The sequence below is a fragment of the Glacieibacterium sp. genome (assembly GCF_965200405.1).
Lineage (GTDB): Bacteria > Pseudomonadota > Alphaproteobacteria > Sphingomonadales > Sphingomonadaceae > Glacieibacterium.
This window is the reverse complement of sequence record NZ_OZ241356.1, coordinates 1,426,691-1,440,308: the sequence shown is the minus strand read 5'-3', so window position 1 is coordinate 1,440,308 and position 13,618 is coordinate 1,426,691. Positions and strand designations below refer to the sequence as shown.

The 13,618-nt window shown below is 61.2% G+C and carries 8 protein-coding genes, 3 tRNA genes and 3 rRNA genes; 1 reads left to right on the top strand and 13 read right to left on the bottom strand.

Translation table 11 applies throughout. From position 1 onward, the window contains the following. Positions 1-25: 25 nt before the first annotated feature. The 10 genes from tnpC to ACOFKW_RS06615 all read right to left on the bottom strand — a co-directional run bounded on the left by tnpC (position 26) and on the right by ACOFKW_RS06615 (position 9,150). Positions 26-1,591 (bottom strand): IS66 family transposase, encoded by a 1,566-nt coding sequence (gene tnpC, locus ACOFKW_RS06660; protein ID WP_419816550.1) that lies wholly within the window; start codon positions 1,589-1,591, stop codon positions 26-28. Positions 1,592-1,675: 84 nt separating this feature from the next. After that, positions 1,676-2,023: an IS66 family insertion sequence element accessory protein TnpB gene (tnpB, locus tag ACOFKW_RS06655; RefSeq protein WP_419816549.1), complete on the bottom strand. Its 348-nt coding sequence runs from the start codon at positions 2,021-2,023 to the stop codon at positions 1,676-1,678. After that, entirely contained in the window at positions 2,020-2,460 is a 441-nt protein-coding gene (gene tnpA / locus ACOFKW_RS06650; protein WP_419816548.1) for an IS66-like element accessory protein TnpA, read from the bottom strand. Before tnpA ends, tnpB begins: the two co-directional genes overlap by 4 nt. Before the next feature lie 270 nt (positions 2,461-2,730). Beyond that, a tRNA-Met gene (locus ACOFKW_RS06645) sits at positions 2,731-2,807 on the bottom strand. A 70-nt stretch (positions 2,808-2,877) separates the two neighbouring features. Then, positions 2,878-2,992 (bottom strand): 5S ribosomal RNA (gene rrf / locus ACOFKW_RS06640). A gap of 115 nt (positions 2,993-3,107) precedes the next feature. Further along, positions 3,108-5,915 (bottom strand): 23S ribosomal RNA (locus tag ACOFKW_RS06635). Between the two features lie 259 nt (positions 5,916-6,174). Next, a tRNA-Ala gene (locus ACOFKW_RS06630) sits at positions 6,175-6,250 on the bottom strand. A gap of 60 nt (positions 6,251-6,310) precedes the next feature. Then, positions 6,311-6,387: transfer RNA gene (locus ACOFKW_RS06625), tRNA-Ile, on the bottom strand. A 185-nt stretch (positions 6,388-6,572) separates the two neighbouring features. Then, positions 6,573-8,061 (bottom strand): 16S ribosomal RNA (locus ACOFKW_RS06620). The 16S, 23S and 5S rRNA genes sit together here with 3 tRNA genes alongside, the layout of an rRNA operon. A 663-nt stretch (positions 8,062-8,724) precedes the next feature. Then, complete coding sequence (locus tag ACOFKW_RS06615; protein WP_419816547.1) at positions 8,725-9,150, bottom strand: CBS domain-containing protein; 426 nt, start codon at positions 9,148-9,150, stop codon at positions 8,725-8,727. Between the two features lie 87 nt (positions 9,151-9,237). Between ACOFKW_RS06615 and ACOFKW_RS06610 the strand changes: the two genes are divergently transcribed. After that, positions 9,238-9,567 (top strand): hypothetical protein, encoded by a 330-nt coding sequence (locus tag ACOFKW_RS06610; protein ID WP_419816546.1) that lies wholly within the window; start codon positions 9,238-9,240, stop codon positions 9,565-9,567. A 21-nt stretch (positions 9,568-9,588) separates the two neighbouring features. Here ACOFKW_RS06610 and ACOFKW_RS06605 read toward each other — a convergent pair whose 3' ends face one another. The 3 genes from ACOFKW_RS06605 to prmC form a co-directional block, all read right to left on the bottom strand. Then, on the bottom strand, positions 9,589-11,184 hold the full coding sequence (locus ACOFKW_RS06605; RefSeq protein ID WP_419816545.1) for an OprO/OprP family phosphate-selective porin: 1,596 nt from the start codon (positions 11,182-11,184) through the stop codon (positions 9,589-9,591). A 180-nt stretch (positions 11,185-11,364) separates the two neighbouring features. Beyond that, a complete protein-coding gene (locus tag ACOFKW_RS06600; protein WP_419816544.1) occupies positions 11,365-12,549 on the bottom strand; it encodes a DUF4167 domain-containing protein in 1,185 nt (394 codons plus the stop codon). Positions 12,550-12,756: 207 nt separating this feature from the next. Further along, complete coding sequence (gene prmC / locus ACOFKW_RS06595) at positions 12,757-13,548, bottom strand: peptide chain release factor N(5)-glutamine methyltransferase (RefSeq protein WP_419816543.1); 792 nt, start codon at positions 13,546-13,548, stop codon at positions 12,757-12,759. Positions 13,549-13,618: the final 70 nt, after the last annotated feature.

The following is a 13,618-nucleotide window of genomic DNA, read 5'->3' as shown; positions in this document are numbered from 1 at the left end:
CGGACAAGGGTAAGCGTCAGCCGACCTACGCGGCGATGGCGAGCGTTGCTGGCTTTCGCCAGTTCCAGGGCATGAGCGCTTCGAGGTTAAGCTGGCTGCGGCCGCGTGCGAGCTGGTCGAGAACGTCGGCGAGCCAGGCTTCCGGGTCGATGCCGTTCAGGCGGGCGGTCTCAAGGGTGGTGTAAATGATGGCGGCGCGTTCGCCGCCCTTGTCGGAGCCGAGGAACAGGAAGTTCTTGCGGGTGACAGCGATACCGCGAAGCGCGCGCTCGGCGGCATTGTTGTCGATAGCGAGGCGGCCGTCGGCAGTGAACCGGGCGAGTGCGTCCCAGCGGCCGATAGCATATTGCAGTGCCTTGGCCAGCTCGTTCTTGCCTGACAGGCGCCGACGCTCGGTCTCCATCCAGACGCGCAGGTCGGCGAGCAACGGCGCGGAGCGTTCGGCACGGACGGCTCTGCGTCGTTCGGGTGGCAGGCCGTTGGTCTCGCGTTCGATGTCGTAAAGCACGCCGATCCGGCGCAGCCCCTCAGCAGCGATCGGCGACTGCGTCTTCTGATGGACGTCGTAGAGCTTGCGCCGGGCATGCGCCCAGCACGCAGCATGGACGATGCGCTGTCCTTGTTGTCCCGGCGGCGCCTTCGAGCGGGTTAGCGCCTCGTAGCCGGCATAGCCGTCGGCGTGGATATAGCCGGCAAAGTTGCTCAGGTGCTCCGCCGGTCGCTCGCCCTTGCGATCCTGGCTGTACCGGTAGAGCGCCGCCGGCGGCCGTTCGCCTGCCCAGGGTCGCTCGTCGACGACATAGGTCCAGATGCGTCCGGTCTTCGTTCGGCGATTCCCGGGTGCCAGCACGCCGATCGGCGTATCGTCGGTAAAGATCGCCGGTGCCGCCATGACGTGGTGGCCGATCGCTTCGGCGACCGGGGCCAGCCACCAGGCGGCGCGGCCGACCCAGTCGCACAGCGTTGCCCGGTCGATATCGACGCCGCCTCGCGCGATGATCCCGGCCTGACGGTAGAGCGGCAGGCCGTCGATGTATTTACCGACAACGACGTTGGCGATCAGCGCTGGACCCGGACGCCCCTTCTCGATCGGCAGGTCGGGTGCCGGTGCCTGGATGATGGTCTCGCACGACCGACAGCTCAGGCGCGGCCGGATATGACGGATGACCTTCAGCTGCGCTGGAATGCGCTCGAGGACCTCGGTGATGTCCTCGCCGAGCTTCGACAGGCTGGTGCCGCCGCAGCACGGGCAGGCGTCGCCGGGATGATGCAGGATCTCCTCGCGCGGCAGGTGCGGCGGCAGCGGGCGGCGCACCGGATGCCGGCGCTCACGTTCGTCCGAGGGCGATATCGGGACTGGCGCGATCCGCTCGGCTTCGCCTTCCTCAAGGTCTTCGAGCAGCAGCTCGAGCTGGGTGATCTCGGCGGTGAGCTTCTCCGACGATCGGCCGAAGCTCATCCGGCGAAGCACGGCGAGCTGGGCCTTGAGCTGTTCGATAAGCAGCCTGGCACCGGTCAGCTCGGCCCGCGCGACCGCCAGCTCGGCCTTCAACCGGGCGACCTCGTCGGGGTCGGATACGGCGCTCGTCACGGCACGATATTACACCGTGATCAGCACCGCTGCGATGACGATCAGCCTCGACGATTACCTGCGAGTCATTATGCCGCGCTGGCCTCAGGCAGCCACGTCGGGTCGCCAGCTCCGCTCGACGTTGCGCCAGTCGATACCCTCGAGCAGCATCGACAGCTCTGCCGCAGACAGCCGCACCGAGCCGTCCTTCGCTGCCGGCCAGAGGAAGCGGCCACGCTCGAGCCGCTTGGCAAACAGGCACATGCCCTGGCCGTCCCACCATATCGCCTTGACCAGATCACCGCGCTTACCCCGGAAGACGAACAGAGCACCGTCGTGTGGATCGCGGCTGAGAACGGTCTGCACCTGCGCTGCCAGCCCATCGAAGCCGCGCCGCATATCCGTGCGCCCGCAGGCCAGATAGACACGCGTACCCGCCGGCAGCGCGATCACCGGCGAAGCACCTCGAGCACCCGTGCCAGCGCACCGGCGTCAACGTCGCCGGCGAGGCGCAGCTTGGTGCCGCCGGGCAGCTCGACCTCGATCGTACTCGATGCCACGTGGTCGGGAACCGGCAACGCCGATGGCAGCGATCTCACATTCGGAGCGGGCAACGCCACCGCTGCTGGCTCGGCGACGACCTCACACCGGATAAACCCGTCGGTTGCTGCGGTCAGCAACTGCTTGCGCCATGTGTACAGCAGGCCCGTCGATATCCCGTACCGACGCGCCACCTGCGTCGGGACTGCACCAGGCGCGCAACTCTCCTGGACGATCGCCATCTTCTGCTGCGGATGCCAGTTGCGTCGCCGCTCCGGGCGCGGCGCCAGCACCAGCTCCTCGCTTAGAGACGTCTTAAGGGTCTCGTACGACGTCTCATCTTCCGCCACGCTCGCCTCCGCCAACTACAGCAGCGACGACTCTCGCAACGGCGCGATCAGGACAAGGCGGGGATCAGCTGACGCTTACGGACAAGGCGCTTGGGTCCGAGGCGTTCGAGCTGCTGCGATCGCTGGTCGAGTCCGTGGTGTTGACGCCGGGGGATGAGATCCTGTCGGTGGCGCTACGAGGTGAGTTCACCTTGCTCCTGTTGCTGTGCTCAGGCCCCAGACAGCATAACGCCCCGGGGACCGAGGTCGCCGGGGCGTTGAGGATCGATTTGGTTGCGGGGACAGGATTTGAACCTGTGACCTTCAGGTTATGAGCCTGACGAGCTACCGGGCTGCTCCACCCCGCGACGGGCGTGCGAGCACGCCGAGAACGGTATGATCATTGTGAATGGGTTCAGCCTGTCTGCCGGCTACAAAGCCTGGCGGCGTCCTACTCTTCCATCGCTTGAGCGATAGTACCATCGGCGCTGTCTGGTTTCACGGCCGAGTTCGAGATGGGATCGGGTGGGGCACAGACGCTATGACCACCAAGCTATGAAGCCGGCGGACAGACAGGATTAGAAAACCGAATGACTGGTCTTGTCGGACCAGCGCTTACGACGCTGTACCTCTTAACGAGAGACAGTGCTGTCGATGATGGTGGGATCTTAAGCGTGAACAGAGTAATTAGGACCAGTCAGCTGAATGGATTACTCCACTTACACACCTGGCCTATCAACGTGGTGGTCTTCCACGACTCGATGAGATCTAATCTCGAGGGAGGCTTCCCGCTTAGATGCTTTCAGCGGTTATCCCGTCCGTACATAGCTACCCTGCTGCACCATTGGCATGATGACAGGTCCACCAGAGGTACGTTCATCCCGGTCCTCTCGTACTAGGGACAACTCCTCTCAAATCTCGACGCCCACGGCAGATAGGGACCAAACTGTCTCACGACGTTCTGAACCCAGCTCACGTACCACTTTAATTGGCGAACAGCCAAACCCTTGGGACCTGCTCCAGCCCCAGGATGTGATGAGCCGACATCGAGGTGCCAAACAACCCCGTCGATATGAGCTCTTGGGGGTTATCAGCCTGTTATCCCCGGCGTACCTTTTATCCGTTGAGCGATGGCCCGTCCACGAGGGACCACCGGATCACTATGACCGACTTTCGTCTCTGCTCGACCTGTCGGTCTCACAGTCAGGCTGGCTTATGCCATTGCACTCTAACAGACGGTTTCCAACCGTCCTGAGCCAACCTTCGCGCGCCTCCGTTACTCTTTAGGAGGCGACCGCCCCAGTCAAACTACCCGCCACAGAGGGTCCCTCTACCAGTTTCATGGTAGCAGGTTAGATATAAGAAACGAACAGGGTGGTATTTCACTAATGGCTCCACTCAGGCTGGCGCCCAAGCTTCAAAGCCTCCCACCTATGCTACACAGTTCATTCCTCATACCACTCTGAAGCTGCAGTAAAGGTGCACGGGGTCTTTCCGTCTAACCGCGGGTACCCCGCATCTTCACGGGGAATTCAATTTCGCTGAGCAGGTGTTGGAGACAGTGGGGAAGTCGTTACGCCATTCGTGCAGGTCGGAACTTACCCGACAAGGAATTTCGCTACCTTAGGACCGTTATAGTTACGGCCGCCGTTTACCTGGGCTTCATTTCGATGCTTGCACATCTCCACTTAACCTTCAGGCACCGGGCAGGCGTCAGGCCCTATACGTCGTCTTGAAGCCGACTTAGCAGAGCCCTGTGTTTTTGCTAAACAGTCGCTACCCCCTGGCCTGTGCCCCCCATGAAAAGTTGCCTTAACATGGGGCCTCCTTCTTCCGAAGGTACGGAGGCAATTTGCCGAGTTCCTTCAACACCCTTCTCTCAAGCGCCTTGGTATACTCTACCAGCCCACCTGTGTCGGTTTCGGGTACGGTCTATACGGTGGGGCTATTTCCTGGAACCTCTTCGAAGCCGGGACAATCCAATAAGTCCCGACAACACACGAGATCCGTCACACACCACCAGGCCACGGAATATTAACCGTGTTTCCATCCACTACCCCCTTCGGGCTCGTGTTAGGGACCGGCTCACCCTACGCGGATTAGCCTTGCGTAGGAACCCTTGGGCTTTCGGCGACAGGGCATCTCACCCTGTTTATCGCTACTCATGTCAACATTCGCACTTCCGATACCTCCACAACCCATTACCAGGCTGCTTCACAGGCTTACGGAACGCTCCGCTACCGCGTGCATAAATGCACACCCAAAGCTTCGGTACGTGTCTTGAGCCCCGTTACATCTTCGCCGCAGAAATCCTTACCTAGACCAGTGAGCTGTTACGCTTTCTTTAAAGGATGGCTGCTTCTAAGCCAACCTCCTGGTTGTTTTGGGACTTCCACATGCTTTCCCACTTAGACACGATTTGGGGACCTTAGCTGTTGGTCAGGGCTGTTTCCCTCTCGACGACGGACCTTAGCACCCGCCGTCTGTCTCCCAGACTGTACTCGCACGTATTCGGAGTTTGGTTAGGTTTGGTAGATCTCGCGACCCCCTAGCCCATCCAGTGCTCTACCCCGTGCGGTAATCATCTGAGGCACTACCTCAATAGTTTTCGCGGAGAACCAGCTATTTCCCGGCTTGATTGGCCTTTCACCCCTAAACACAACTCATCCGATACCTTTTCAACGGTAACCGGTTCGGACCTCCAGTGCGTGTTACCGCACCTTCATCCTGGTCATGCCTAGATCGCCGGGTTTCGGGTCTAATACGTCATACTATGGTCGCCCTATTCAGACTCGCTTTCGCTGCGCCTTCACCTAACGGCTTAAGCTTGCATGACATATTAAGTCGTTGACCCATTATACAAGAGGTACGCTGTCACCCCTCAAGGGGGCTCCAACTGCTTGTAGGCATACGGTTTCAGGTACTGTTTCACTCCCCTAATCGGGGTGCTTTTCACCTTTCCCTCACGGTACTAGTTCGCTATCGGTCATGCACGAGTACTTAGGCTTGGAGGGTGGGCCCCCCATATTCAGACAGGATTTCACGTGTCCCGCCTTACTCAAGGACCTTCAATTCGCTGACGCATACGGGGCTGTCACCCGCTACGGCCCGGCTTTCCATCCGATTCTGCTGACTAGTTGAAGGCCACTGGCCTGGTCCGCGTTCGCTCGCCACTACTAACGGAGTCTCGGTTGATGTCCTTTCCTCCAGGTACTGAGATGTTTCAGTTCCCCGGGTTCGCTTCTTCATACCTATGTATTCAGTATGAGATAATCTCCACACCAAACTCCAACTGATCCCGAGCCATCTTGCGACGACCGAGATCAACTCGAATTTGATGAAGAAATTGGGTTTCCCCATTCGGAAATCTGTGGGTCAAAGGTTGCTCACACCTCACCACAGCTTATCGCAGCGTGCCACGTCCTTCATCGCCTGTGCATGCCAAGGCATCCACCATATGCCCTTACCTCACGCTTGAAACCCGCACCACCAACGACAGCACTGAAGTGCTGCACGCATGGTCATACGGTCCATCAAGCACCGCAGTCTCACATCACGGGGAAAGATCCCGTGACGAAGCCCTGCGGCATTCGATTTTCTAAACCCATTCACAATGTCAAAGACGGATCCGGCACGAAGCCGGCATCCGGTATCGCCGCAGCTCGCCCGACCCTTGAGGGTTCAGACAAGTACGGCAAACTGGTTGCCTCATCCTGGAAGACGAAAAGAGAAAGTTGGTGGAGCCTAACGGGATCGAACCGTTGACCTGAAGCTTGCAAAGCTACCGCTCTCCCAACTGAGCTAAGGCCCCAATACAACCAGTGCTGCCAGGCCGTCCAAAGACGACCGCGCGCGACCTGCTTGCAAAACATGGTGGGCCGAAGAAGATTTGAACTTCTGACCCCACGCTTATCAAGCGTGTGCTCTAACCAACTGAGCTACCGGCCCCCAAACCGCCGAGCCCGTCATAAACGGGGCCGGCGCAAGGGCGCATGGCTGCTCAGCGGCATTTCCAGGATGAAGGGACATGAGGACGGCGGTAATGTTCTTTGGAGAGGAGAAAGCATTCTCAGGTGATGACGACCGCTTCAAGACGGTCATCAAATCCCAAGCGCTATTCGCCGGATCCTTAGAAAGGAGGTGATCCAGCCGCAGGTTCCCCTACGGCTACCTTGTTACGACTTCACCCCAGTCGCTGAACCGACCGTGGTCTGCTGCCTCCCTTGCGGGTTAGCCCACAGCCTTCGGGTCAATCCAACTCCCATGGTGTGACGGGCGGTGTGTACAAGGCCTGGGAACGTATTCACCGTGGCATGCTGATCCACGATTACTAGCGATTCCGCCTTCATGCTCTCGAGTTGCAGAGAACAATCCGAACTGAGACGGCTTTTGGAGATTAGCTCACCATTGCTGGTTTGCGACCCATTGTCACCGCCATTGTAGCACGTGTGTAGCCCGGCGCGTAAGGGCCATGAGGACTTGACGTCATCCCCACCTTCCTCCGGCTTATCACCGGCGGTTCCTTTAGAGTTCCCAACTTAATGATGGCAACTAAAGGCGAGGGTTGCGCTCGTTGCGGGACTTAACCCAACATCTCACGACACGAGCTGACGACAGCCATGCAGCACCTGTGTGTAGGTCTCTTGCGAGATGACAGGAATCTCTCCCTGCCGTCCTACCATGTCAAACGCCGGTAAGGTTCTGCGCGTTGCTTCGAATTAAACCACATGCTCCACCGCTTGTGCAGGCCCCCGTCAATTCCTTTGAGTTTTAACCTTGCGGCCGTACTCCCCAGGCGGAGAACTTAATGCGTTAGCTGCGCCACCGAGGCTCTAAGAGCCCCGACAGCTAGTTCTCATCGTTTACGGCGTGGACTACCAGGGTATCTAATCCTGTTTGCTCCCCACGCTTTCGTACCTCAGCGTCAACAGTCGTCCAGTGAGCCGCCTTCGCCACTGGTGTTCTTCCGAATATCTACGAATTTCACCTCTACACTCGGAATTCCACTCACCTCTCCGACGTTCAAGCGATCCAGTCTCAAAGGCAGTTCCGGAGTTGAGCCCCGGGATTTCACCTCTGACTTAAAAAGCCGCCTACGTACGCTTTACGCCCAGTAATTCCGAACAACGCTAGCCCCCTCCGTATTACCGCGGCTGCTGGCACGGAGTTAGCCGGGGCTTATTCTCCCGGTACAGTCATTATCTTCCCGGGTAAAAGAGCTTTACAACCCGAAGGCCTTCTTCACTCACGCGGCATTGCTGGATCAGGCTTTCGCCCATTGTCCAATATTCCCCACTGCTGCCTCCCGTAGGAGTCTGGGCCGTGTCTCAGTCCCAGTGTGGCTGATCATCCTCTCAGACCAGCTAAGGATCGTAGCCTTGGTAGGCCTTTACCCCACCAACTAGCTAATCCTACGCGGGCTCATCCCTAGGCGATAAATCTTTGGTCCGAAGACATCATACGGTATTAGCACAAGTTTCCCTGAGTTATTCCGTACCTAAGGGCAGATTCCCACGCGTTACGCACCCGTGCGCCACTAGACCCCGAAGGATCTCGTTCGACTTGCATGTGTTAGGCATGCCGCCAGCGTTCGTTCTGAGCCAGGATCAAACTCTCAAGTTTATGACCGGGCAACGACCCCGCGAATAAATCCGCGAAACCGAAGCTCGTTTTAGGAGTCTATCTGTCTGCACAACGTCACTAACGTATTCCGAGCCGAAGCCCGGAGCGATGTGGTAACGTATATAAAGACATATAGACGACGATTTACGACGCTAACCGGAGCCTAAAGCCTCCAGCACGTCGACCGCCGTCCACATGTCCCTTCATTCAACCTACGATGAGAAAGAGCCACCCGAACTCAGCCCGGAGGCCAGAGAAAGAGCGACACTGCTCTGATCCCCCGTTCTACCGGAAGAGACCGAAGCAGTGATTTTGGTCGAGACCCAAGAACAAACCCGCTGGTTCGTCTCGGCGTCGGGAACGGCTTATGAACCGCGTCTCAATCCCCGTCAACACCTTTTTCAAAATGGCCCGTGGCAAAAACCGCCGGCCGTCCCGAAACCCGCCACACAACCGCGACAGAAAACCAGGCCCCTCTCAAGGCCCTACATCCCATCACCGCTGTCTGGATGAACCAGCACCTCAAAACTCGAAGCACCCGTCCGCCGGGAATCAACGTCTAGGCGACGGCGCTTTTAGTTGCAAGCATTTCCGTGAACTTTTTGCGTGGATCTATGTTTAGACGCGTCACTAAACGGCGATTTCGGACTGGCGTTGTCACGGTCACGCCGTCTGAATGTAATCCTTCAATGCGACCGCCTCCGCCTCGGCGTCGTCGATCCGCCGCTTGACCAGGTCGCCGATCGACACCAGTCCGAGCAGGCTTCCCTGTGACAGCACCGGCAGGTGGCGAATGCGGCGATCGGTCATCACGCCCATTGCTTCGATTATGCTGGTCTCAGGAGTGGCGGTGACTACCCTCGCAGTCATCACCGTGCCGGCAGCGGCGTCGAGCACCGCGGCGCCCTGTTCATGAAGTGCAGCGACGATATCACGCTCGGAAACGATACCGAGAATCGAATTATCCTCCACGACCAGCACGGCGCCGATGCGATTCGCATGGAGTAGCGCCGCGATTTCACGCACGCTGGTGGTGGTGGTGACGGAAATCAGCGGCTTCTTGCCGGTGAGAATCGAACCGATCGACACTGTATGCCTCCCACTTCACCGTGCCAGCACTATATCGGCGGCATCGGTGGCGGGAGTGTCGCGCCAATCCGCATGGAAGGAAAGCCCGTGCCGCAAAGCGATTCGCCGATGGCGCCCGATACTGCCCGGGCTGCCGCTCCAGGTGAGCGCAGCAATGCCGAGCATTGGCGCTGGTTCAGGCGATTGATGGCATGGATGTTCGCCTTCTCGATCCTGATGGTCGGGCTGGCAGTTTTGTACATGTACAGCCAGGGCGTGCCGCTGAGGCCGTGGTTCCTGCTGTTCATGGGCGGCGGCATCGCACTGTCGCTGATGCTGGCGGCCGCGCTGATGGGGCTAGTGTTCGTCAGCGCCCGCAGCGGGATCGATGACCGCGTCAAGGACCTGGCGCCGCCGGACGTCGGCGAGGAGCGCTGAGGCTCCTCGCCGGTCGCAGGACTAGAAGTCGATCTGGGCGCGGACCAGGGCGATGTCGCTGCTGTAGGTCCGGTTGTACAACGGAGCGGTGCTCAGCGGCTTGACCAGGGCAGCATTCGGGCCGCCTTCGACGACCGCATGGGTGTACTGGGCGGTGAACCGGACATAGTCGATCGGCCACCAGTTGATCGCGGCGAGATAGCCGGTCTGCTGGCCGCCGTTCAGGATGCCGTCGATGACCTGGGTGCCGACATTGGGACCACCGACCCGATCCTTGAGGTCGAGATAGTCGATACGGCCGACGAGCTGGAAGCCGCCCCAGCCGCCCTTGTCGAAGCCGTTGAGGATCTTGGTACGGTCGACCTTGCCGCCGCGGTAGCCGCGGGTTTCGCCGGTCAGCCAGAAGCCGACTTCACCATAGGCGCTGAAGAAGCCGGGATCGGACGCCAGGCGAGTACCGGAAACGATCTCGCCGGGGTTGAGCGCCGCGCCGGGGCGGATGCCCTGCACCTTGACGTACTGCGCCTCGCCCGCAGCGTGGAACGGACCGAAGATGCCAAGCGCTTCGACGCCCAGGATATAGTCGGACTTGCCGGCAACGCCGACGTCGTTCTCGAAGCGCTGGTCGGTGGTCTGGCTGAACGGGCGGGCGCGGTACTGGATGCCGAACGAGCTGGTCTTGAAGTGACGGTACTGGCCGGCGACGGCGAAGTGCAGCTGGCCGCCCAGGGCCAGCGGGGCATAGAGCAGGCGAGCCGAGAGCTCATAGTCGTTGTTGTCGAAGGTCGGCGCGATGCCGGTGCCACCGTTGATCGAATTGCCGAACGCGCCGGCGTTGAACCGCAGGTCGCCCGCGACGTAGCCGAGGCCGATACCTAGGCGACGGCCCTCGCCGAACGCGTCGGTCATCTGCGAGCGCTCGATGAACGAGGTGAAGCGGTTCGAGGTCATGTTCTCGAGGGTGTTGTACGGATAGAAATAACCGATGGTGACGGTGTAGGGCTTGCCCTTGGGCTCGTACGACAGGACGAGGTCCTCATAGTCGACCAGGCCCTGCGCGAAGTTGAACTGGAAGGTGTATTTGAAGTCGCCGGGCAGATCGCCCGCGGCGCCGATCAGCAGGCGGCGTGAGCGGTCGTTGAAGCCGAGGTTGGAACCGGGAATGCGGTTGCCCGGGTTCGACACATAGCCGGCATCGTATTGGAGCTCGCCGCTCGGCTTGAAGGAGAAGCCGCCGGAACCCTTGAGCTGGGGTGCGCCCGACCATGTCGGTGCAGCCTGCGTGACCTGGGTATTGAGTGACTCGATCTGGGTCTGCAGCGCGCCGACCTGCGCCTTAAGGAACTCGGTGGACGCTTCGGCTTCCTCGTTCACGGGAGCGGCAGGAGCGGCGGCGGGGGCGGCAGCGGCGGTCAGCGCGGCGACCTGGGCGGTCAGCGCCTCGATCTGGGCCCGCTGCTCGGCAAGCTGAGCGCGAATGACGCTGGCGTCGCTGGCGGCGGGTCGCGCCTTGCGGGCTGGATGATGATGCGCCGCCGGTGCGGCGATCGCCGATGTGCCGGCGAAGGTGGTCATTGCAGTTGCTGCAAGCAGCATTGTCCACCGGTTGATCGTCATAGTCGCGTCCCCTGATTAACCGTTCGAAAAGCGCCTAGGGGGCGAAAATGACCGTTCGGCGTCAACGTCATTGCAGATTTATGACGGCCAGTTCTGTTGCAATCCAGACACAATAGAAATGGTCCAGACACAAAGGCGCCGCCGTGCGAGGCTCGCACGGCGGCGCCTGGAGACCTAGCGTCAGCCCTCGTTGAGAGCGGCGGCAGCGGCGGCGGCAGCCTCGACATCGACCTTGCGTGGACGACCGCGGCGACGCTTCACCGGCTCTTCAAGATCGAGCTCGGGAGCGGCATCGGCAGTTGCTGGAGTCTCGACCGCAGGCTCGGCCGCAACCGGAGCCTGGGCCACCGTGGCTGGACCGGGCAAGCCGGCCAGGATCGGGATTTCTTCCTCGTCGCTACGCGTTACGACATCGTCGGTACGGCGGTCGTCGCGGCGCGGACGCTCGCGGCGTGGTTCACGACGAACCTCCTCACGCGCTACAGCCTCGCGTGGCGTCGACTCACGTGACGTGACTTCGCGGCGGCTTTCCTCGCGCGGCGCGGCATCACGCTGGACCGAGTCCCTCGAGCCGGTATCGCGATTGTCATTGCGTCCGGTATCCGCACGATTGGCGTTGTCACGGCGCGGTGCATCGCGATTGCCGTCGTCGCGGCGAAAGTCGTCGCGTGGCTGTTCGCGATTGCCGTCGCGCTGGTTCTCGTCACGGCGATAATTATCGCGCGTCTCGTCCCGGCGGGCATCCTGCTGGCGATAATCGTCGCGGCGCGGGCGCTGCTCGTTGCGCTGCCCGTCACTCCGTTGCTGCCCGTCACGCGACTGGTCGCTGCGCTGCTGGCTATCGCGCTGCTGGTTTTCCCGCTGCTGGTTATCACGCTGCGGCTGCTGATCGCGCTGCTGCGTCTCGCGCTGCTGGCCCTGCTGGTTTTCGCCACCCTCCTCGCGTCCGCCGTCGTCGCGGTCGTTCGGCTGCGACGCGGCATAGGCGGCGGGATTATAGCCGTTGCCGACATCGGCATCCTCGTCGTCGGCGTCATAGCCGGGACGCGGACCGCGCTGATGTTCCGGCTGGCGCTCGCGGATCTCGTTGAGCACACGGAAATAATGATCGGCGTACTGGAGATAATATTCGGAGGCGACCCGGTCGCCCTGCTGCGCGGCGTCGCGCGCTAGCGTCTTGTACTTCTCCAGCAGTTGCGTGGCGTTGCCGCGCTGGCGGACGTCCATGCGGTTGTTGTTGCCATAGCCCTGGCCACCCGACTGCGGGCGAATACCACCACCACCGCCGCCACCGCCGACGCCATTGCCGCCGCGACCCCGCCGCCGGCCGTTCTGCTGATTGTTGTTGTTGTTATTTCGTATCAATTCACAAGTCCCCGGTGACCGCCCCAAAGCAATCGGCTTCGGGCGTCTGCGTTGAGGGTGCCGACCTGCGGCGTTTTCCGTGTGCGGTGCATCACATTCAAATAATGCGAGCCCTGCGTCCGTCGGAAGGTCGGTCAAGCAAGGGACTTCGCGGGTCCACCCTGCTTGGCACCAAGCCCTAGCGATAAATTCGCCAGCCTCCAAGCATTAATTGGTGACGCCAAGGCATCGCGGCAACCCTGCGAGGTCGCGGTGCAGCTCGACCTTCATTCCGGCGGCGCGGAACAGCAGGGCAGCGCTTTCACCCTGGTCGTGGCCGATCTCGATGCAGGCGATGCCGCCGGGTGCCAGTTGCGCGGCGAGCGCCGGTGCAATCGCGCGATAGTCGTCGAGGCCGTCGGCGCCGGCGAACAGCGCACCCGCCGGCTCCCAGTCGACCACATCGCGCGGCAGTTCCACCGAGGCGGCTATGTACGGCGGATTGCACAATATCAGGTCGTGCGCCGCGCCGGTGCCGCCCCAGCTGCCAACCGCAAAGCTCGCTGGTATGCCCAGCCGCGCCGCATTACCCCGCGCTACCGCCAGAGCCGGTTCAGAAATGTCGAGCCCAACCCCCGTCGCCTCCGGCCAGACGCTCAACGCCGCGAGCAGCAACGCGCCCGAGCCGGTGCCGAGGTCGAGGATCGTCGCCGGCGCCCGCGCCCCGAAATGCGCGATCGCGACTTCGATAAGTGTCTCGGAGTCCGGCCGCGGGATCAGCACGTCGGGGGTCACCGCCAGGTCGAGCGACCAGAATTCACGGCTGCCGGTGATATAGGCGACCGGCTCGCCCATAGCGCGGCGGGCGACCAGCGCGTCGAAGGCGATCCCGTCGATGACGCGGTCCCCGGCCATCAGCATGGCGAGGCGGGTGGTGCCGAGCAAATGGGCGAGCAGGACTTCCGCATCGAGGCGCCCGATCCGGGTGGCTGCGACGCGGAGGGCTTCGAGGACCGTCATCAACGATCGACCGTCATCCCGGCGTATGCCGGGACCCATTTCACAAGCCCGTGGTCGTCGATGGCGGCAA